This is a genomic window from Citrobacter telavivensis, assembly GCF_041807075.1.
GTDB classification, from domain to species: domain Bacteria; phylum Pseudomonadota; class Gammaproteobacteria; order Enterobacterales; family Enterobacteriaceae; genus Citrobacter_A; species Citrobacter_A telavivensis.
Genome location: NZ_JBGUBF010000017.1, coordinates 1 through 16882 on the forward strand (window position 1 = coordinate 1; position 16882 = coordinate 16882).

At 55.1% G+C, this 16882-nt stretch carries 31 protein-coding genes and 1 pseudogene; 7 read left to right on the forward strand and 25 right to left on the reverse strand.

The window, feature by feature from the left end; genetic code table 11:
- Nucleotides 1-111: IS1 family transposase (locus tag ACERJC_RS25190; RefSeq protein ID WP_001691633.1), on the forward strand; the 111-nt coding region annotated here is incomplete at its 5' end.
- On the opposite strand, the gene ACERJC_RS25195 is transcribed toward ACERJC_RS25190, so the two are convergent.
- From ACERJC_RS25195 to ACERJC_RS25275, 17 genes are all read right to left on the reverse strand, one after another.
- Nucleotides 105-428 carry a DGQHR domain-containing protein gene (locus ACERJC_RS25195; RefSeq protein WP_019725063.1) on the reverse strand — a complete coding sequence of 108 codons (324 nt, stop codon included), beginning with the start codon at nt 426-428 and terminating at the stop codon, nt 105-107. The genes ACERJC_RS25190 and ACERJC_RS25195 overlap by 7 nt on opposite strands.
- A 63-nt stretch (nt 429-491) precedes the next feature.
- Nucleotides 492-758, reverse strand: a complete 267-nt coding sequence (locus ACERJC_RS25200) for a helix-turn-helix domain-containing protein (protein WP_004187367.1) — start codon at nt 756-758, stop codon at nt 492-494.
- Between the two features lie 44 nt (nt 759-802).
- Nucleotides 803-1252 carry a JAB domain-containing protein gene (locus tag ACERJC_RS25205; RefSeq protein ID WP_004187369.1) on the reverse strand — a complete coding sequence of 150 codons (450 nt, stop codon included), beginning with the start codon at nt 1250-1252 and terminating at the stop codon, nt 803-805.
- 121 nt (nt 1253-1373) lie between these two features.
- Complete coding sequence (locus ACERJC_RS25210) at nt 1374-1736, reverse strand: DUF3085 domain-containing protein (RefSeq protein WP_004187371.1); 363 nt, start codon at nt 1734-1736, stop codon at nt 1374-1376.
- A gap of 21 nt (nt 1737-1757) precedes the next feature.
- The gene (locus tag ACERJC_RS25215) at nt 1758-2021 is read right to left on the reverse strand and encodes a hypothetical protein (protein WP_004187372.1); all 264 of its coding nucleotides are present in this window, start codon (nt 2019-2021) and stop codon (nt 1758-1760) included.
- A gap of 117 nt (nt 2022-2138) precedes the next feature.
- Nucleotides 2139-2549, reverse strand: coding sequence for a hypothetical protein (locus ACERJC_RS25220; RefSeq protein WP_004206907.1), 411 nt, complete (start codon nt 2547-2549; stop codon nt 2139-2141).
- Between the two features lie 28 nt (nt 2550-2577).
- Nucleotides 2578-3057, reverse strand: coding sequence for a helix-turn-helix domain-containing protein (locus ACERJC_RS25225; RefSeq protein ID WP_004187375.1), 480 nt, complete (start codon nt 3055-3057; stop codon nt 2578-2580).
- Nucleotides 3050-3295, reverse strand: coding sequence for a hypothetical protein (locus ACERJC_RS25230; protein ID WP_019725064.1), 246 nt, complete (start codon nt 3293-3295; stop codon nt 3050-3052). Before ACERJC_RS25230 ends, ACERJC_RS25225 begins: the two co-directional genes overlap by 8 nt.
- 378 nt (nt 3296-3673) lie before the next feature.
- Nucleotides 3674-4237, reverse strand: a complete 564-nt coding sequence (locus ACERJC_RS25235) for a phospholipase D family nuclease (RefSeq protein WP_019725065.1) — start codon at nt 4235-4237, stop codon at nt 3674-3676.
- Nucleotides 4238-4246: 9 nt separating this feature from the next.
- Nucleotides 4247-4690: a plasmid partitioning/stability family protein gene (locus ACERJC_RS25240; protein WP_004187380.1), complete on the reverse strand. Its 444-nt coding sequence runs from the start codon at nt 4688-4690 to the stop codon at nt 4247-4249.
- Between the two features lie 2 nt (nt 4691-4692).
- Complete coding sequence (locus tag ACERJC_RS25245; RefSeq protein WP_004187382.1) at nt 4693-5667, reverse strand: plasmid segregation protein ParM; 975 nt, start codon at nt 5665-5667, stop codon at nt 4693-4695.
- A 240-nt stretch (nt 5668-5907) separates the two neighbouring features.
- The gene (locus ACERJC_RS25250; RefSeq protein ID WP_004187383.1) at nt 5908-6648 is read right to left on the reverse strand and encodes a tyrosine-type recombinase/integrase; all 741 of its coding nucleotides are present in this window, start codon (nt 6646-6648) and stop codon (nt 5908-5910) included.
- Between the two features lie 18 nt (nt 6649-6666).
- Nucleotides 6667-6870 carry a hypothetical protein gene (locus tag ACERJC_RS25255; protein WP_223216382.1) on the reverse strand — a complete coding sequence of 68 codons (204 nt, stop codon included), beginning with the start codon at nt 6868-6870 and terminating at the stop codon, nt 6667-6669.
- Between the two features lie 41 nt (nt 6871-6911).
- Nucleotides 6912-7397 (reverse strand): hypothetical protein, encoded by a 486-nt coding sequence (locus ACERJC_RS25260; RefSeq protein ID WP_004187390.1) that lies wholly within the window; start codon nt 7395-7397, stop codon nt 6912-6914.
- Nucleotides 7394-7981 (reverse strand): restriction endonuclease, encoded by a 588-nt coding sequence (locus ACERJC_RS25265; RefSeq protein ID WP_004187392.1) that lies wholly within the window; start codon nt 7979-7981, stop codon nt 7394-7396. The genes ACERJC_RS25260 and ACERJC_RS25265 overlap by 4 nt, the downstream gene beginning before the upstream one ends.
- Nucleotides 7974-8222: a helix-turn-helix domain-containing protein gene (locus tag ACERJC_RS25270; protein WP_004187394.1), complete on the reverse strand. Its 249-nt coding sequence runs from the start codon at nt 8220-8222 to the stop codon at nt 7974-7976. The genes ACERJC_RS25265 and ACERJC_RS25270 overlap by 8 nt, the downstream gene beginning before the upstream one ends.
- Nucleotides 8219-8680: a hypothetical protein gene (locus ACERJC_RS25275; protein WP_004187397.1), complete on the reverse strand. Its 462-nt coding sequence runs from the start codon at nt 8678-8680 to the stop codon at nt 8219-8221. Before ACERJC_RS25275 ends, ACERJC_RS25270 begins: the two co-directional genes overlap by 4 nt.
- Nucleotides 8681-8820: 140 nt before the next feature.
- Here ACERJC_RS25275 and ACERJC_RS25280 point away from each other — a divergent pair, with 140 nt between their 5' ends.
- On the forward strand, nt 8821-9366 hold the full coding sequence (locus ACERJC_RS25280; RefSeq protein ID WP_004187400.1) for a hypothetical protein: 546 nt from the start codon (nt 8821-8823) through the stop codon (nt 9364-9366).
- A 305-nt stretch (nt 9367-9671) separates the two neighbouring features.
- Here ACERJC_RS25280 and ACERJC_RS25285 read toward each other — a convergent pair whose 3' ends face one another.
- From ACERJC_RS25285 to ACERJC_RS25295, 3 genes are read right to left on the reverse strand one after another with little or no spacing between them, the layout of a single operon-like run.
- Nucleotides 9672-10256: a hypothetical protein gene (locus ACERJC_RS25285; protein WP_015059997.1), complete on the reverse strand. Its 585-nt coding sequence runs from the start codon at nt 10254-10256 to the stop codon at nt 9672-9674.
- Entirely contained in the window at nt 10256-10435 is a 180-nt protein-coding gene (locus tag ACERJC_RS25290; protein WP_122019363.1) for a hypothetical protein, read from the reverse strand. Before ACERJC_RS25290 ends, ACERJC_RS25285 begins: the two co-directional genes overlap by 1 nt.
- A 3-nt stretch (nt 10436-10438) precedes the next feature.
- Entirely contained in the window at nt 10439-10783 is a 345-nt protein-coding gene (locus tag ACERJC_RS25295; RefSeq protein WP_004187406.1) for a hypothetical protein, read from the reverse strand.
- Between the two features lie 526 nt (nt 10784-11309).
- On the opposite strand from ACERJC_RS25295, the gene ACERJC_RS25300 reads away from it, so the two are divergent.
- The 5 genes from ACERJC_RS25300 to ACERJC_RS25320 are packed head-to-tail and all read left to right on the forward strand — an operon-like array spanning nt 11310 to nt 13943.
- Entirely contained in the window at nt 11310-12497 is a 1188-nt protein-coding gene (locus ACERJC_RS25300) for a type II toxin-antitoxin system RelB/DinJ family antitoxin (protein WP_126065070.1), read from the forward strand.
- An 18-nt stretch (nt 12498-12515) separates the two neighbouring features.
- A complete protein-coding gene (locus ACERJC_RS25305) occupies nt 12516-12788 on the forward strand; it encodes a helix-turn-helix domain-containing protein (RefSeq protein WP_015059995.1) in 273 nt (90 codons plus the stop codon).
- Nucleotides 12785-13468, forward strand: coding sequence for a hypothetical protein (locus ACERJC_RS25310; protein WP_015059994.1), 684 nt, complete (start codon nt 12785-12787; stop codon nt 13466-13468). Before ACERJC_RS25305 ends, ACERJC_RS25310 begins: the two co-directional genes overlap by 4 nt.
- A gap of 44 nt (nt 13469-13512) precedes the next feature.
- Complete coding sequence (locus tag ACERJC_RS25315; protein WP_004187411.1) at nt 13513-13731, forward strand: hypothetical protein; 219 nt, start codon at nt 13513-13515, stop codon at nt 13729-13731.
- 2 nt (nt 13732-13733) lie between these two features.
- Nucleotides 13734-13943 carry a DUF7706 family protein gene (locus ACERJC_RS25320; RefSeq protein ID WP_004187413.1) on the forward strand — a complete coding sequence of 70 codons (210 nt, stop codon included), beginning with the start codon at nt 13734-13736 and terminating at the stop codon, nt 13941-13943.
- Nucleotides 13944-14065: 122 nt separating this feature from the next.
- Here ACERJC_RS25320 and umuC read toward each other — a convergent pair whose 3' ends face one another.
- The 5 genes and pseudogenes from umuC to ACERJC_RS25345 all read right to left on the reverse strand — a co-directional run.
- A complete protein-coding gene (umuC, locus tag ACERJC_RS25325; RefSeq protein ID WP_019725070.1) occupies nt 14066-15331 on the reverse strand; it encodes a translesion error-prone DNA polymerase V subunit UmuC in 1266 nt (421 codons plus the stop codon).
- Nucleotides 15319-15753, reverse strand: a complete 435-nt coding sequence (locus tag ACERJC_RS25330) for a LexA family protein (protein ID WP_004187425.1) — start codon at nt 15751-15753, stop codon at nt 15319-15321. Before ACERJC_RS25330 ends, umuC begins: the two co-directional genes overlap by 13 nt.
- Before the next feature lie 92 nt (nt 15754-15845).
- Nucleotides 15846-16178: a type II toxin-antitoxin system toxin endoribonuclease PemK-mt gene (gene pemK-mt, locus ACERJC_RS25335; RefSeq protein ID WP_004187427.1), complete on the reverse strand. Its 333-nt coding sequence runs from the start codon at nt 16176-16178 to the stop codon at nt 15846-15848.
- A gap of 1 nt (nt 16179) precedes the next feature.
- The gene (gene pemI / locus ACERJC_RS25340; protein ID WP_004187429.1) at nt 16180-16437 is read right to left on the reverse strand and encodes a type II toxin-antitoxin system antitoxin PemI; all 258 of its coding nucleotides are present in this window, start codon (nt 16435-16437) and stop codon (nt 16180-16182) included.
- Between the two features lie 91 nt (nt 16438-16528).
- Nucleotides 16529-16756 (reverse strand): annotated as a pseudogene (locus ACERJC_RS25345) (CPBP family glutamic-type intramembrane protease); the annotation flags it as partial.
- Between the last annotated feature and the right edge of the window lie 126 nt (nt 16757-16882).

Below are 16882 nucleotides of genomic sequence, written 5' to 3' on the forward strand. Positions count from 1 at the left end.
CTGAGGCAGCACCTGGCACGGCTGGGACGGAAGTCGCTGTCGTTCTCAAAATCGGTGGAGCTGCATGACAAAGTCATCGGGCATTATCTGAACATAAAACACTATCAATAAGTTGGAGTCATTACCAGAATCCCCACTGCCGGCGAGAGTTCGCTGGGAAGGAATTCAACATGACTATCAATATTTCCGGTAATTGACGGCAAAATATAGGGAGCTCGTTTTGATGTTGCGCCGGCAACATAATTCCGTATTTTTTTGGCCCGCGTTTTGTTCGCTTCTCGCTGGCTGCGATCCATAACATCGCCATCATTGTCCATTGCAAGAATACGACGTAACACGACCATAGGAACCGTCAGCATGTATTGTTCTATGCCGCCCTGTATTCCGCGTGTGGCCGGGACTCTGAAAAAATAGTTATCAGTATTCATAATATTTCCTTCGTATATCCGATACGTTCAGGAAGCACGTTTGCGCGTCGGTGTTTTGCGCTGCTATTTCCAGATCGGCGGTAAGCCGGCATCGATGCAAAGGACGCACCAGACGGAATACGCGATGTCACTTTCTCCGTTCACCCAGCGGCGCACCGTTCTGCCGTTCACGCCGACATGTCGCGCCAGTCCCTCCTGACTCAGGTTGAGCACATTTTCCAGCAGATAGCGGAGTTCATCCCCCGTCGGCGGGGTCCATTTATCAGCGGGACGGAAACAGCTTTCGCGGATCGCGCCCACGTTAAGCGGCACGGTATATTTATTGCCCATAGCAAGCCTCCAGAGCCGGCCGCACCACTGTGCGGCCGCGGTTATCAAATCAGACCATGTTCAGCAAAAGAGTAAATATCGCTGCCGCCCACAATCAGGTGATCGAGGACTTTGACATCAACCATCCCCAGCACCTGCGCCAGACGCTCGGTGATCAGCTTGTCAGCCTGGCTGGGTGTAGTGTTAGCGGAAGGATGGTTATGCGCCAGTACCACGGCGGCGGCATTATGATGCAGGGCGCGTTGCAGGACGATACGCGGATGAACGGTGACGCTGCTGATAGTTCCCTTAAACAGTTCTTCAAACGCAATCACGCCGTTGTGGCAGTTAAGAAAGAACGCGCAGAATGATTCGCGTGGTTCTGCAGCAAGACGAAACCGCAGTAAGGAACGCGCGGCGTCGGCGCCGGTGATAAAATCCGTTGTGGTAATTTTACCGGCAATAATGGCGTCCGCCTGGCGGATAATGTTGAGTTCTTCTGCTGAAAATTTCATATATTTCCCTCGTTAGGGGACCTGAGCACCATGCCCGGCCACAAATATATAATAGGACATTTTGTCCTAGATGTAAATACAGTGAAATATAAAAAAGCCCGATTTAACGGGCTTTTATGGTCTATTTCTGTCCCCCTGCAATAACTTCCAGTTCCGTCTCTGAAAGCATAATTTTCAGGCAGGGTTTGGTACGGCTGAGAAGTTCAATCGACCTCGGATCGAGCTCCAGGGATTCGCAAAAATCATCTCCGCCACAGGCATCACGCATCCGGTCCCAGAGCTCGTCAAAATCCGTTGTATCCGGATTAAAACCATTGGCGTAACAGACATTGTGCATCCCATTACTGTTTTTCTCACCTTTCGCCGCCATCACATACACGCCATGATCTTTGACAAAAAGAAGCGGGCAATTAAAACGCTTAACTTCAGCAATAACGACGTTGAGCATAGGATCAGTAAAAACAAGTTCTGATTGCATGGTCATAGTGTATTTACTCCCTGAAAGCTATTTGTTGACCGCAGCGGCGGTGAGAATGTCAGAAAGCGACCCCAGCAGATATAATTCGGTGAGCTCGCCTGTTTCATTCAGAATAAATAGCCCTGCAGGTCGGCCATTATGAAAAATAATGGCTTCATGCGATTGATGTAATTCACACTGACACAGCGAGAAATAAATAAGTGACCATTCAGGGGAAATAACGGTTTTATTGCCATGTTCCCGGATATAGCGGGCAACATCAGCCTGTTGCTGAGAATTGAGAGCAGTCATAAGGTGACTCCTGCGCCGGTCGGGGCGCTACCGTCGAAAGACCGGATTGCCTTTCGATGTAATTATTATACGTCTAATGAGCCATATAAATCAAGTTAATTTTGTTATTTCCCTGGTTTAAGGAGACTCTTTCCCCTGTAAATTTTGCATCACAAGCGCACCGTTCGGGCGCTGCAGGCGAATAATATCGTTCTGGCGAGCGTCTTTTTCCCGGATGATCCGCCAGGTTTCGGTGACGGCGCCGGCTGGCTGATACAGTCTGACCTTCACCTCGGAACGCTCTGCAGACAGCACAATGCAGCCTTTCTCATCTTGTGCAGCTGCGTGCCGGGCTTCATCTTTTTCCCGCGGACAGTCATCAAATCCTGATATTCGGACCGGGTGGCCATCGATATCAACCTGATAGCCGGGCGAAATCACGGGCACGGGCTGTGGCACATTCGGGAAATAATCAGCCAGATCACACCCTGTCAGGGCTACGGGCACAAGGCAGGCATACAGCATTAACATTCGGCGTGTGGTGATCATAAAGGGTCCTCTCTGGTCGCCGCGGGCCTTATTTCGCCTTCTCAACCAGCTGCAGTGACGGATGCTCACCGGCCAGAAGTAACAGGAAATTGAATTCCCCGGTCTTGAGCTTTACGCCGCGCTGAGCAGCCTTTTCTTTGGTCTGCCATGACGCCGGTTTATAGCCAAACAGCGCTGCAATTTCAGCGTGCTTCAGCCCCAGCGCCAGACGCAGGCGGCGAACGTCTTCGGCCGTGGCGGGATCTTTGACCATATCATCAGGACTGAATGCCCTGTTCAGGCGGTAATCAGGATGCACGCCGGCGATCAGCATCAGCATGTTATATTCGCCTGGGCGAAGACTGGTCTTGTTGTACTGGCTGAGATCGTCGCTGATAGCTTCCTTACGCTGCCAGGCGCGCAGTTCGTACCCCATGACAGCCCCTAATGCGGTTTCAGTCATGCCCATTTTTTCCCGGAGCGTCTTCACTGTTTCCGGCTGCGGAACGACGCTAACCATCTTAATCATTACCCTTCTCCCAGAAGTCTGAATTCAGAAAAATTTTCACCTGGCGCGTGCGGGGATAGTCCTGGTGCTTCAGCCCCTCCCGCGTGTCAGACAGGTACTGCGTTTCCTGCTGCACCTTGTTGATTTTGCCATTCCATTTGCGGGCCAGCGCCCGGTAACTCCCGTTCTCCAGCTGATAAACTTCAAACGTATACTTGTTCGGACCGCTCCAGCCTTCGTTGTAATAGACCTGTTTCATAGGATCTGCCTGATCGATGCGCCCCGTAAACATGACATCCCGGCTGCATTGCCTGAACCAGTAACCGCGGGGCATAGCCGGTGGCCGGTCGCTTATTTCCCGTCTGGATAGCGTGCCGAAAGGCTGTGAGCGCAGGTGACAACCTGATCTCAGGTCAATCTGGCATGGCGTGTTGTGCAGGGACCAGCGCCGCTGCCGCAGACAATGGCTCAGGGTGATCACAGGAACGACACGGGAAACGAACAGGGGGAATGATTGCATGGTTTTACTCCTTCGCCAGTCGGGGCGCTACCGAAAAATGAGCCTTGATAATACGACGAATGAGCCATATAAATCAAGTTAAAAATCAGGCGGCAGAGTTTCTGCCGCTGCTGTAGGTCAGTACCGTGGAGCCACGTCCTTTCCTTCGTCCCATAAACGGGAAAACTCGTTCACGTAGGCTTCAGTTACTGCAGGCGCGCCGCTGATCAGCACCACATTTTCCGCATTACGACTGTCTGCGCTGGCGCTGAAGTTAAACGAGCCGGTCAATACGGCGCGGCGGTCAAAGACCATGAATTTATCATGCATGGCCTCGTAGTTATCGTTGATCCGCACCGCCACGCGGTTATTGGCCAGAAAGTTCACTTCGGTGTACCGGTTGTCGTTCGCTTTGCGATCGGCCACCACCACCACCGATACGCCCCGTTTTTTTGCGGCACGCAACGCGCCGGCAACAGGACGACTGGTCAGGCTGTACGCGGCAACCAGAATCTCATGCTGCGCGTGGTCGATTGAATCCAGAACCAGATTTAATGCGGTCCCGCCGGGTGAAAACCCGGTTTTCACTTCAGTCGCAGCTTGCGCCTGGACATCGCCGGCAATATTGCCGGCCGCTGTTACCGGGTTTGCTGCCACGGCGCCGGCGATGAGGGTCAGGGTTAACAGCACATATTTTTTCACGCAGCCCCCTTAATCATCATCCGGGAACAGATGCTGGACGTTCTTACGGGTTTCTTCCAGATTCTTATCCTCCGGTGCTGCCGGTTCGGGAGCCACGGCGGGACTGTTTTCCGGCGCAGCGCCGCCTGCCGGCGACACCGTATTGCTGCCACCGCCGGTGGCCTGCAGAAACGCCTCAACCAGACGCGCCATTTCTCCTGTATCCTGCTGCGGCAGCGTACTGCTGATGATCCGCTGAATATCCTGCATCGTGGTGCTCTCCGTCAGGAATTCAGCGATCAGGAACGGCAGGCGTTCGTCCTGCTTCATCAACGCGGCACCACAGAGCATCATGGCGCGCATCGCGCGGCCACGCTCTTTCTGAGGCAGTTTCTCAAGAAAGCCGTCGGCTACCCGGTCCGCCGCATTGCGCTCCGGGTAGATATAAAACGAGCACTTACGGTTATCAGTCATACTCAGCCCTTCATTGCCACCATACCCAGAACCAGATCGAATTGCGGGTTATCACTGACGAAGAAACGATCGTCACTCACCCCCGTGGCCTGCTTCACTGCGCCGGCGACCAGGCTGGCACCGCCACCGACAACCATGACGTGCGTGAAGCCGGCAAAGCGGCCAACTGAATCGGTGACACGGTGCGTCAGGGCTTTTTCCCGCTCATGCAGTACCTTCATCACCTGGGCCCGCTGGTCAGCATTCTGGAGGTAACGGGAAAGAAACGTTTCGTCATTTCGCGCCTGGATCAGACGGTCGGCAAAATACGAACTGGTACGGGTGCTCACACTGGTATCCAGTGCATGTTTTACGGCTTCGGTGATGATGGATACGCCGGTTTTAGGATCGCAATGCGTCTTGGTGAATCCGGACATTTTGCTGCGAACGTGCGCGATATCCAGCGTGGTTCCACCGATATCCACAATCAGCAGGGAGTCCAGATCGTCCAGATCCTTCAGCACACTGAAGCCTGCAGGGACCGACTCTGGCAGTACGCTGACTTTACGCACGGTAAAGCTCTCACGCCCCTGAACGGCCACCGCGCGCTTCACGTTCGCTTTTTTCCGCTCGATGTTGGCCATATTAGGCTGATCGTTTTCATCCAGGTACTCGCCCAGCGGCAGCGTCACCACAACATCAACCGGCTGCGGTTCAATGCCAGACTGCATCAGGGCATGGTGGATAGCGACGACATTCACATCACTGTACTGATAGCGTGTTTCCGTGGTGCGCACGGCATCCGGGCTCAGCTGGTCAAAGCTGTACTTTTCCCCGTCAATTTCATAGTTGGCGGAAGCCGGCACCGATGAATCTGTCAGCAATGTCATGGACCATTCGGGCTTGAAGCTGTTCGGACTGATCAACGTTTTCACTGCGCCTTCTTCCATCCAGGCCAGTTTGATGTTGGTGGAACCGTCATCAACAAAAATACGCATTTTGAACCTCACATTATTTAGAAAAAAACCGTAGAAATCAGGAAAAATACAGCTTTCAAATGGATTATTACGCATCTCTGCTGACGTGTAAAGACAAAAAGATGCACCAATATAGAAAAATACAGAAAAATACCGAATAAAAATCAACAAAAGACGGTCAGACCGTCCTGAAAACGGTCTGACATAGAAAGAAAAGGGATTTATTTAGATTTATACGGAAATATCAGGGAGGGATACAGATTATTCCGGGAGCGTTAAATGACTGTCTGGCAGGCTGAATCGGACGCCATACTGACGACCAACATCGAGCGCAAACACGCGCGTGTAGGTTTCTGTGGTTTCCAGCCGGGAATGCCCGGCATAAGCCTGTACAACTTTCAGCGGAACCCCATGCTGGATCAGGTGCATACAGAAGCTGTGACGGAACGTGTGGCAGGTAACAGGGATACTAAAAGTGACAGAGTCACGTTTTGCGAGGTCCAGTGCCTTCCTGATCCAGTTACGCGGCGTGTTATCACTCTGCACCGGCCAGAGCAGCTGCTGTTTACCAATACGCAGGGTGGTCAGAAATTCACGCACCTTCCTGACATATTGAGGATCGGTCAGAGGAACAAGACGGAACACCTCTTCATCCTTGCCCGGCCTGCCGCGGCCACGCTGACGCTGTTTAAGCGTCTTCAGCCGGACAAACGGCCGGGAACCGTCAAGCTGAAAGCTGGCGCCGGTCAGCGCCAGCGCCTCATTAATACGCGCGCCCGTGTTCCAGAGGGTATCGAAAAGGACCTGCTGGCGCAGGTCTGGCACATACCGCAGAAACACCGACACCTCCGGGGCCAGCAGGTATTTGGGTAAATCAGCCTGGCTGGCCATCTCCCGCAGCGCCAGCGCATCGGCATAATCGAAGTAGGCATATGTCACGCGCCCGGTCCCGATGGCGTCGCTACGTGAATTCTGGGAAATTTGCAGGGGGAAAGTGTTCAATTTTTTAAAATCCGCTAATCAGCCGTCAGGCGACTGAATTTTATGAAATTTCTCGCTGAATTCGACCGCATCCTGCATATCAAACGTCATACTGCGGGTGGAGGCGGTCGAGCTCCAGCTTTTCCCGCCTTCGATTCTGTAAGGGGGTAGGGTCAGTCCGCGTAAAGGCTTGTCATGCCGGGCTGCAAAAACCAGCTGCCCGGCAGATACTTTTAACATCATAGCAAACATATCCGCGCTGATTCGGCGGCCTTTCAATCCACTCATAACAACCTGTAACTGAATCCTGTACCACGACTTTTGTTGTAAATCTGCTGACCAGACTGACCTTCATCTTCACTGAATACCACCATACGGCGGCCGTTAGTCAGTGAATCCATTTTACGCTGTGCGCCATTATCGTCATAACGCACAGGCAGGCACGCACCTTTATGGCTGTTTTCACTCTCGACGCGGAACACCCTTACCCTGACGGCGTTCTTCCGCACCTGGTCAGGATCTTCACCACTGACCACGCCCGTCAGTTTCTGAAGCGTATCTGCCGGACTGCTGTACTCAGCCTGGCTGAGATAGCGGCCGTTCGGGGTTAACCAGAAATCCTGGCTGTCACTGACACGGTAGGTTTCGCCGTGGCTGGCGATGCCTGAGACGTTACAGAAGCGGTCATAATCGGTGGGCTGTCCGGGGAGCATGGCGCACCCTGTCAGCAGCAGTGCCGGCAGGGCGGCGACGTATCCTTTGAATTTCATGTTGTCTCCTGTTCAGGATGAACCATTTCGGTCGGTGGCCGGTATCCCGGATACGGGATAAACGGCGCATCGGTGGCAATAAGGTCTAGCAGCTTCTGGCCACTGACCAGGATCATGCGGCTGTCTCCGCGAATGAGCGATTTGGTGCCTTCGCGCGTTTTGCCGGTATGGCAGAAAAAACCGCGGGCACCGGTGGCGTTCAGCAGGTCGCTGAAGTCACGGACGTGGCCAACGGCAATATAGCTGGTATAGCGTTTGGCCTGGATAAGCCAGGTCTGGCCATCAATCTTCACACGGCCATCAATCCCGCCGTCACCGGTATACCGGCGGTTACGGATCACTTCAAAGCCCCGGCGTTCAAAGCCTTCAAGCAGCAGCTCTTCGAACACAAACGGGTCAATCTTGCGCAGATAGGCAATTTTCTGCCCGAAATGCGGAAACGTATTAATTTTATCGATCACACGTACCGCGCTGGCCTGTTTCCGTTCGTGCCGGCGCCGGCGTCGCCGTGTACCCTGCCAGAGGCCATACAGCAGGATACCCGCAAGGATAAAAGAGCCGACAACATGGATGGACTCATTCATTATCGATCCTCAGCACTTCATACTTCAGCTGCCGCAGCAGCCTGTCTTTGCTCATGGTTTTCAGGGTGGGCCATTCCGCTTTCAGCGTCAGCGCGACGGTGGCAAGTTGTATGGTCCGGGGTACTGTCTCACCGTCCTCATATTTTACCAGGCTGGTACGGCTGATACCGAGCTCAGCCGCGGCGCGTTCCTGGGTCCAGTTCAGGCCCCGTCGCCACAGGATCAAGTCAAAGCCGGTCAATCCGCCGCACTCCCATGCTCAGTGCCGGGCTTCGTGCCGGCGGGTACGGCCTCTTTCCCCTGTGCCTTTTTTTCCGCCGGGGCCGGGTAGGCCGAGGCCAGTTGTGCCCGGAAATCACGCCACGCTGACAGCCAGAGCGCATCAGATACCTGGTCAGACGACAGATTAAGGACCGCATTGCGGTCACGCCAGTGGCTAAATGTCTGAGCCGGAAGGCCGGCACGCCGGCGCAACTGCTGCTCGTCGAAATAGGCACACTGAACCAGGAGGTGTCTGACGTTCTGCGGGACAACTTCATCTCTGGCCCCTTCCGGCACAGCCAGCATCCCGGCGCTGCATATACCCTGAATGCCCGCCTCGGTATAAATCTGCTGCAGATTGGTATCATCAACCTGCGCAGCGCCGGCGGTGTGCGCCACAACCAGCATGATGCCGGCAATAAGTGGTTTCTTTATCATGCGTACTCAGCTCCTGGCCGAATCCTGGTGGACTGGCCTGTTATAATCTGCCTGTATTTATAGCCTGAAAATGTTCATATTTGAACATTTTTTATGTATATTATTTCCGCAAATTCGCCATAAACACAACAGGAGACGCGATGGATATCAACTACTACGATAAACATCAGGAAGAATTTGAGGCGGTCACGCTGGCGCTGAAAGCCAATCTGGAAGAAGTTTGGGGCAGCAGCCTGAAAAATCAGGGGGAAAGCCTGGATGATCAGGTGACGTATATGAAGCTATTTGAAGAGCTGCAATACAACCTCAATCCGTACTACTTCAAGGAGAACACCTCAGCAAAAGAGATGGATGAAGATAAAGTAGCGGCCTTTGTGGCCAGAACCCGCGACTATAAGCACGGCATTACCATTAAATCCTGGCCGGGACGCCCGCAGAAATGGCTGAAAGGCCGAATCAAACCTCTTCATCCTGTGGAAGGCACAAACCTGTGCTGGATCGACACGTCCAACATTGTGCATATCGGTGCCGATAGGCAGTTTGACGATCAATATTACCTCACCGTGACCACACAGAACGGTCAGAGTTACCGCGTGAATGATGTCCTTCTGCCTGGACGCCTTCTGGATGCCGCTCATGAAGCCCTGTTCAGGGCGCTGGATTCAAGCACTGGCGGTAATTTCTGATACGGAGTTGCACCACGTTTATCGGGTACTTATACTGACAGTGATTAACAAATTAATTTTCCGTTTACTCCGACAGAAAGTTAAGTAGTAAAAACGTCTAGTAATTAAAAGGAGCCCTTCCTCACCAGTTGGGCTCCTTTTGTATATCCTTATTCATTTCATCAAATGTCGGTCCGAGAACTGTCCGCGGCCAGTTTCTGAATTGCACTGATCTCATCTCCGGTCAGCTCAGCACGACTGTCCAGCTGCTGCACGTTTTTGCTCCGGACCTCCCAGAAGTAGTACAAAAAGAATGCCTCGCATGTTCATGACTCTTCTCCCTGTTCGTTTTCACCTGCCCGGTATGCCCGCTGCCCCTTATAACCCAGCAGGGATTCGCACATCAGGTCAGTGATGCGTGCAATAGCGAGATCCGCATTGTCAGCACGCAGGGAAATCACGGCCGTTTCGCCCCGGTTCGCGGCATTCCAGACGCCAGGCAGCAGCGTCTGGAACCGGGCCCGGTCATCCCCCTCCGACAGCAGGGCCATTTCCGGTAGCCGTTCGCGGATCACCGCTTCACTGGCCTGCCGCAGGATATCGTCACGACTCCAGATGCACAGCGTTGCCGGTCCGCTGCGCATGAGGATAGTAGCAGCGTCAGCCATACTCAGTGTGTCCAGCTTCAGCATCTCCATGCCCGGCCGACGCAGCACAAATCCTATGGGCCGGCGGTACTTGCCCAGCTGCAGCAGATCGTCGTCTGTAAGCAGCTCCAGGCCACGCTGCAGAACCAGATGAAGCACGTCCGCTTCTTTGACCGGGCGGATCAGGTTTTGCCTGGCATTTGCCCGGACGGTCAGAACTTCAATACGATGCCAGAGCTCGTCATTAATATGCTTGGTGGCCATCAATCCTCTCCTTTACGGGCACGAATATAAATCAGCGTCACAACCACAACCGCGCCTATGGCCCAGCTAATCGCGGAGTAACCCTCCGGCATGTAGATCATGACCAGCATTGCCAGCAGTAAATATATAACGGCAGAAATCACCCCCTGACGCATCATAACCCCCTCTCTGTTAAACATTGTTCACTGGCCACCGGAATGCTCCCCGCCGACATAAAACCGTTTTCCATCCGCCGCTTTGCCCAGGCATACGGTTTGACCTGTGCTTAGCTGGCCGGCATCCATCATGAACGGCGCGCCCGGACCGCGAAAAACGTCCGTATCGAGGGCGGCAGGTTCGCCGGCAGCGACCGGCCGGACCATGCCCATATCGTAGCTGTCCGGCAGGTTATCCGGCAGGCAGGCCTGCGTGTAGTCGTCCGCGACCTTCTGCGCCTCTTCCTGCGTGGGGTAACGACCCAGCACGCCGGTGATCTCTTTCTTCAGTCCGAAGCCGTAGCCGCGAACCTTGTACGCTTCATATTCCATACCATTCACTCCGCTTGCCGTTGTTTACTGAATAACCACACTCTAATAAATTAGGTTTCATTCGTATATTATAAATATTTAGATTTAGCACTAAAAGCTAATTTAATAAAGCAACACACCGGTAATCATCACGCTGCGTGACGACCGCACGATTTACCCCGCCGGATGATTTGCGCCCTTATCTTTTCACCCTGTGACTTTTACGCCCGCAACCACCGGAAAATACCTTTTGGCCGGTGCCGCCATTGCGGAAAAAACGTAAATACCGGAAAAAACGAAATCAACAGGGAGAGGAAGGCAGGGGAACGGTCGCGCGGCTGCCGGCGCGGACACCATATCTTGTGCCGTTTCCGGCTGACGGAGCCACTACATATAGCGTTATCCACAGAAACGGTGGATAAGTGGCGGCGCTGCGGAGAATACCGCTAAACCGCAACGGTGAAAAAATGTGGTCCCACGCGCAAAAGTGCGGTACAAATGGCTGTACATTATGTAAAGCCAAATGACTGTACAAAAAGGAAGGAGCATGACCGGTTTTTTTGAACGTAAAAAGCGGGCCAAAAACGCCCAGCTGACCGTGCGTCTCGATGAGCAGCTGAAGAAACGCGCCGAACTGCGTCTGGAGGCAATGGGCATGACCGCCACGGAAGCAGTGGAGCAGCTTTACCGCTTCATCGCCGATCACGGCCGGATGCCCGTCACGGAGCGTATCGTCACATTTGACATCCAGTCACAGCGCGGCCGCGCCATCGCCCTCAATCCCGCCGACGCTGTGACCGAAAACACCCGGCGGTTTCTGCAGTCGCTGGGATCTGCAGAAGTGGTCTGCTGCGATCCCGCTGCATTTGAACAGGCGGTGCTGGAATACTTCAGCCTGTATGTGGCCGACCAGGCTGCCTGTTTACTGGCCGGTGTACTGAACGTCACGTTCATGGTTAATGCCGCCAATCGCGTGAAAGATGACTGGCATGACAGGCTGCTGTCCCTGTTACAGCACGACTTTGATTTCAGCGAAGAACAGTCAGTGACGTTCATTAACAGCATCGTAGACAGCGAACATGTCGATCCTGCCATCGTCAGTCGAAATAATACGGCCTGGCGGAGCGGAAAAAGCACCGGGTCCGGCGCCGCCGTCCTGCAGCGTTTCCTGACGTTCCTGGCGGAGCGGGGCGTCAGCTGCAGCGATCCGCAGAGACTGACCGAAAGCGCCGGCCGTGCATGGGGCGTGCGTGAAAATATGATCGGGAATATGCCCCCGGACATGCAGCAGGCCATAAACGATGGCGTCATTTTTGAGGCCAGCGCTGACACGCCGGACTTTTCCCCTGAGCTGGCGGCGGCGTTTGGCTTCACACAGGCCCAGGCAGAAGCGGTGCTGAAACCCGCCCTGGCCGCCAGGGATCTCCCCGGTTTCCTGCAGCGCTTTCTGGCGTTCCTGGCCGACCGGGGCATCAGCTGCAGCAATCCCCGGCGGTTTACTGAAAAGGTCACTGAACACGCCAGCCATGAGGGGCTGCACCGGCTTATTGCGATGTTGATGTCGCGCATCAGGGATGAGGGGGTCTGTTTTGTCTTTCACAATGAATCCCCGGACGAACTGCCGCGCCTGGCCGCGTCACTGCCCGGCGAACTGGCCGATACCTTCGGGTTTACGGGATGGCAGGCAACAACAATACTGCGTCAAATCCAGCCGGCACGGCCGGGGCAGGATTAGGGCCGGGAGCCTCACGCGATGAAAACGACCTGTTATGCGGACGGCATCACGGCGGCGCCACTTTCCCCGCAGGAGTGGCGGGCACTGCTCAGGGCGAAAGGCTGGAAGCAGAAGGATCTGGCCCGCCGCTGGAATGTGTCAGAAACCTGGATCAGTAAGCTGGCCAATAACCCCGATCGGGGCACGCACTGGAACGATGCCTGCCGGGGTCTGCCCGATATGCGTGCCCGGCGGCCCGGCGAACCGCGCGCGGCAGGCACAGACGCACCAGAGCCGGGAGGCCCTGAATGAACAAACGTCTTCACCTCATCACCACCTGTACCCGGCGCAAGGCGGGCAGCGTGGAGGATACCGTTTTTCCGGGCGACACTTCCCTTGATGACGCCTTTGACGGCTGGTACAGGCTGATCGCCCAGGCCGCCCGCCGTCCTGGCAGGGTGCTGGAAACGGGAGAGCTTTACCGGGGCGCACACTGGCTGCGTGCCCGCGGTATCGCGGCGCGGTGGCCGGGCATCGAGCTGTGGGCCATGTCGGCCGGTCTGGGGCTGCGCCACCATACCGATCCGGCGGTCGCGTATGAGGCAACGTTTCACGCCATGCCCTTCGCGCCGGCGACCGTCTGGGGCTCACTGACGGCACGCCCCCCGCTGGCGGGCCGCTGCGCCTCCCTGGCTGAGCTGATGCAACGCTGCCCGGACGATCGCTTTGTGATCGCCGGTTCACCCGTGTATATCAGCGCGGCTGAGCAGGATATTCTGGCCGGCGTGCCGGCACTGCATGATGCGGCCGCTCAGCTGATTATCGTGACCTCACAGGGCTATCGTGGTCCGCTGCAGCCGTTTCTTAAAAGAAGCCGCGCGGACATGATGGCGACCCTGAAATCGAACATGACGTGCCTGAATATTGCCTGCGCCGGCGCCCTGATTGACGCCATGATGCAGGCAGACGCCCGGCAGGCGGCAACCATTTAATACAGACAGAGACTGGCGCTACCGTCGCCAGAAGGGGGTTTTACATGTTCAGCATCATTTATCACGCCGGCGCAGCCGTCCTTTTCCTGGTCATGAGCCTGGCGGCCGGCGCCGGCCTCCTGCTTCATAGCCATGAATATACGACAGGTCATTTCTGGAACATGACGGGGCTGTGCATTGTGTCAACTCTCGTCTGGATCTGGGCTGTAGCTCAGGCAAAAGAAGCCTGGTACATTTCACGAAACATCAAAAAAGGACTCTGACCATGAAAGATGAAATTCGCCACGAAAAACCCGTTGAAGTGAATATACAGCTGACACACAGAGAAGCGCAGGCTCTGGCGCAACTGGTTAAGCGTCTGGGATTCAGTGACTGCCGCGGCCTGGCGACGTCAGATATTGAGGCATATCTGATGATGGATGGAATCAACCAGATCATGAAAGCACTGGCTGAAGAGGGCTATGCACCACGATAAGGGCCGGGACTATCTGGAATTAGCCGGAAATACGGCCCTATCACGCGGGCAGTAAGGAGAGGTTTTAATGTTCCCGACACCAGGGAAAACAAGCCGCCGTCAAGAGCGGCTGCACATCGCTGTTATCGCATAAACGCCGCGGGAATATCCTTCCACTGCGTGGTGTAGGCCGGGGACAACATTTCACGGCGCATGGCATATTCCGGATCAATACCTTCTCCGGCGAAGAAGATCCTTGACCTTCCTTCCCTGTTTATTTTGTCGATGGTGGCCATCAGTTTTTCGCTGCCCGGCCGCACAGCAGCCGGCGAAAACAGATCCAGCTGGGTTTCATATCCCTGCAGATCGCTGAGCATCACGCCGGCTTTTGCATACCGCACGCCCTCACGCCAGATACGCGACAGTCCCAGCTGCGCCGCGGCGATGATGTCGCGGGTATCCTGGCTTGGCACGGGAAGCACTTCCGTAGCCTGGTTACTGTAGGGCACACCGCCGGCGTCATAAGCACTGCTGCGGATAAAGACCGTTACCACCTTCGCCAGACGGTTTTCCTGGCGCAACTTTTCTCCTGCCCGTGTGGCATATTTAGTCACCGCCTGCTGCATCTGCGCCAGTTGCGTGACCCGCGATCCAAACGAACGGGATACAACAAGCTGCTGTTTCGCGCCGGTACCTTCTTCCAGGGCAAAGCAGGCCTCGCCACGCAGCTCACGGATGGTGCGTTCCAGCGTCACACCGTACAGCCGGCGTGCCAGTCGGATATCCATCTCTGCGAGCGCCAGCGCCGTTTTGATCCCCATTGTCGCCAGCCCTTTTTCGGTACGATGGCCAACCCCCCACACATCGCCGGCCGACACCAGGCTCATCAGCCTTTTCAGTCTTACAGGATCACTGAGCGCCACAACCCCCCCGGTGGCAGGCCACGTCTTCGCGGCGTGGTTGCACAGTTTGGCCAGCGTCTTCGTTGGCGCGACGCCGACTCCACAGGTGAGCGTTGTCTGGCGCAGCACTTCAGCCCGCAAAAGCTGGCCAAACGCCTGCGGCGTCATCACTCCCTCCATATGAGAGGCATCCGCAAAGAGCTCATCAATTGAGTAAACAAATGTCCGCGGCGCCAGACTCTCCACCACGGTTGCAAATCTGGCGGAGAATGAGGCGTAAAGGGTGTAGTTGGAACTGAATACGGCAACGTTATGCTGTTCCAGCAGGCGGCGGCAGCGGAAATAGGGCTCCCCGCGGCGCACGCCAAGCGCTTTCGCCGCGCGATTGACCGCAACAAGCGCCCCGTCGTTGTTGCTGAGAACGACCACAGGGCGACCTCGTAAATCAGGGCGGAACGCTTCTTCGCAGCTGCAGTACATCGAATTGACATCGATTAAGGCGTACACGGGCGGTGTCTCATGACAGTGAACGTAACCACACCCCATATCTGCAGCGCCTCCGGATCAAACCTGATTGGCGGAAAAGCCGGATTCAGCGGCATCAGGCAGGGGTAAGGGCGGAGCTGCAGCTGCTTGACCGTAAATTCATTATCGATGCTGGCAATCACGATGCTGCCGTGCCGGGGCTCTTCTGCCCGATCGACGACCAGCACATCGCCATCATGAATGCGGGCATCACGCATAGAATCGCCGGACACACGCAAGAAGTACGTTGCGGCCGGACGCCGCACGCAGTAATCATGCAGGTTAAGTTCATTGGCCTCATAGCCTGCGGCCGGGCTGGGAAAGCCGGCCGCAACGGGCTCGGCAAAAAAAGGGAGTGCGTCACCTTCCACTGAAGGCCGGGGATAAACGAGATCCAGCGCCATAATTTAGCCTCCAATAACTGTTTATACATACAGTATATTGCAGGCTTCAGGAAACAGGCAATGCCGGCATATTTCATGCCGGCACGCTGGGGTCAGGTCAGGATGGTGGCCAGACGGCCAAGAACGTCGTCCATGATAGTCTCTGGCACCCGTTCGAGTCGTTTGCCGCCGCGGGCTTTCATATCGATCGTCCGGGGTTGATCGCAACGCACAACGCCGGTGGTACGTATGCCGGCGCCGTCAAGCGACACAGCAAAGCCTGCTGTGCGGGCAAAATTGCCTCCGCTGGTCACGGGCACAACAACAGGCAGGCGGGTCACGCGGTTAAAAGCAGCCGGCGTGACAATCAGTACCGGCCGCGTTCCCTGCTGCTCATGACCTGCGGTAGGGTCAAGCGAGACAAGCCAGATTTCCCCTCTTTCCATGTCAGATTTCCTCCTGACCAGCCGCCGGCGCATCCAGCCATTCACGTTCTTCTGCCGAGATTTCAGCGTTCGGATCGCACTGTGCCAACAGCTCAGCCAGTGAATACTGCGGGCGTCTGTGCGGCTCCACAATCAGCCGGCCATTATCAATGACCATGCCAACTTCATTATCTGTACCCAGCGACAGCGCATTCAGCAGTGCCGGTGGGACGGTCAGCATGACTGAGCCGCCAACCTTCTTCAGTCGAGTGGTATGCATTTTTCACCTCCATAAAAGTTATATTTAAATATAACATTCACAAAAAAACATACCAGCCTTTAACGCACAATATTTAATAAAAATATAACTTTCAGCCCAACAGTAAACCCAGCGCGGTAGCTTCCATATGCAGCAATACCGGCAGCAGCAGGCCGCCACTTCTGATCCGGGCAGCTGATGTAATCAGCCCCACCAGGAACATTTCTGCCAGGGTCAGCAGGTTCTGATACTGCATATGCACGGCGGCAAACAGCAAAGACGTTATCAGCGCGCCCAGCCACATCGTCCAGTTGTACCTCGAACGGAAGACGTTCAGCACTGAAGGATCCCCTCATAAATCAGCCATAGCATAGCCATATTTGAGCAACTGATTGGCGAATAATACCCAGGCCGCCAGCAATTCTTTCTCCGTGATTTGATAATCAGGCCGCCTGAGTACCTCCAA

Coding starts and splice junctions, on each gene's coding strand:
- ACERJC_RS25195 (WP_019725063.1), bottom strand. CDS start 428: ATGAATACTGATAACTATTTTTTCAGAGTCCCGGCCACACGCGGAATA.
- ACERJC_RS25200 (WP_004187367.1), bottom strand. CDS start 758: ATGGGCAATAAATATACCGTGCCGCTTAACGTGGGCGCGATCCGCGAA.
- ACERJC_RS25205 (WP_004187369.1), bottom strand. CDS start 1,252: ATGAAATTTTCAGCAGAAGAACTCAACATTATCCGCCAGGCGGACGCC.
- ACERJC_RS25210 (WP_004187371.1), bottom strand. CDS start 1,736: ATGACCATGCAATCAGAACTTGTTTTTACTGATCCTATGCTCAACGTC.
- ACERJC_RS25215 (WP_004187372.1), bottom strand. CDS start 2,021: ATGACTGCTCTCAATTCTCAGCAACAGGCTGATGTTGCCCGCTATATC.
- ACERJC_RS25220 (WP_004206907.1), bottom strand. CDS start 2,549: ATGATCACCACACGCCGAATGTTAATGCTGTATGCCTGCCTTGTGCCC.
- ACERJC_RS25225 (WP_004187375.1), bottom strand. CDS start 3,057: ATGATTAAGATGGTTAGCGTCGTTCCGCAGCCGGAAACAGTGAAGACG.
- ACERJC_RS25230 (WP_019725064.1), bottom strand. CDS start 3,295: ATGAAACAGGTCTATTACAACGAAGGCTGGAGCGGTCCGAACAAGTAT.
- ACERJC_RS25240 (WP_004187380.1), bottom strand. CDS start 4,690: ATGACTGATAACCGTAAGTGCTCGTTTTATATCTACCCGGAGCGCAAT.
- ACERJC_RS25245 (WP_004187382.1), bottom strand. CDS start 5,667: ATGCGTATTTTTGTTGATGACGGTTCCACCAACATCAAACTGGCCTGG.
- ACERJC_RS25255 (WP_223216382.1), bottom strand. CDS start 6,870: ATGATGTTAAAAGTATCTGCCGGGCAGCTGGTTTTTGCAGCCCGGCAT.
- ACERJC_RS25260 (WP_004187390.1), bottom strand. CDS start 7,397: ATGAAATTCAAAGGATACGTCGCCGCCCTGCCGGCACTGCTGCTGACA.
- ACERJC_RS25265 (WP_004187392.1), bottom strand. CDS start 7,981: ATGAATGAGTCCATCCATGTTGTCGGCTCTTTTATCCTTGCGGGTATC.
- ACERJC_RS25275 (WP_004187397.1), bottom strand. CDS start 8,680: ATGATAAAGAAACCACTTATTGCCGGCATCATGCTGGTTGTGGCGCAC.
- ACERJC_RS25280 (WP_004187400.1), top strand. CDS start 8,821: ATGGATATCAACTACTACGATAAACATCAGGAAGAATTTGAGGCGGTC.
- ACERJC_RS25285 (WP_015059997.1), bottom strand. CDS start 10,256: ATGGCCACCAAGCATATTAATGACGAGCTCTGGCATCGTATTGAAGTT.
- ACERJC_RS25290 (WP_122019363.1), bottom strand. CDS start 10,435: ATGTTTAACAGAGAGGGGGTTATGATGCGTCAGGGGGTGATTTCTGCC.
- ACERJC_RS25295 (WP_004187406.1), bottom strand. CDS start 10,783: ATGGAATATGAAGCGTACAAGGTTCGCGGCTACGGCTTCGGACTGAAG.
- ACERJC_RS25300 (WP_126065070.1), top strand. CDS start 11,310: ATGACCGGTTTTTTTGAACGTAAAAAGCGGGCCAAAAACGCCCAGCTG.
- ACERJC_RS25305 (WP_015059995.1), top strand. CDS start 12,516: ATGAAAACGACCTGTTATGCGGACGGCATCACGGCGGCGCCACTTTCC.
- ACERJC_RS25310 (WP_015059994.1), top strand. CDS start 12,785: ATGAACAAACGTCTTCACCTCATCACCACCTGTACCCGGCGCAAGGCG.
- ACERJC_RS25315 (WP_004187411.1), top strand. CDS start 13,513: ATGTTCAGCATCATTTATCACGCCGGCGCAGCCGTCCTTTTCCTGGTC.
- ACERJC_RS25320 (WP_004187413.1), top strand. CDS start 13,734: ATGAAAGATGAAATTCGCCACGAAAAACCCGTTGAAGTGAATATACAG.
- ACERJC_RS25330 (WP_004187425.1), bottom strand. CDS start 15,753: ATGGCGCTGGATCTCGTTTATCCCCGGCCTTCAGTGGAAGGTGACGCA.
- pemK-mt (WP_004187427.1), bottom strand. CDS start 16,178: ATGGAAAGAGGGGAAATCTGGCTTGTCTCGCTTGACCCTACCGCAGGT.
- pemI (WP_004187429.1), bottom strand. CDS start 16,437: ATGCATACCACTCGACTGAAGAAGGTTGGCGGCTCAGTCATGCTGACC.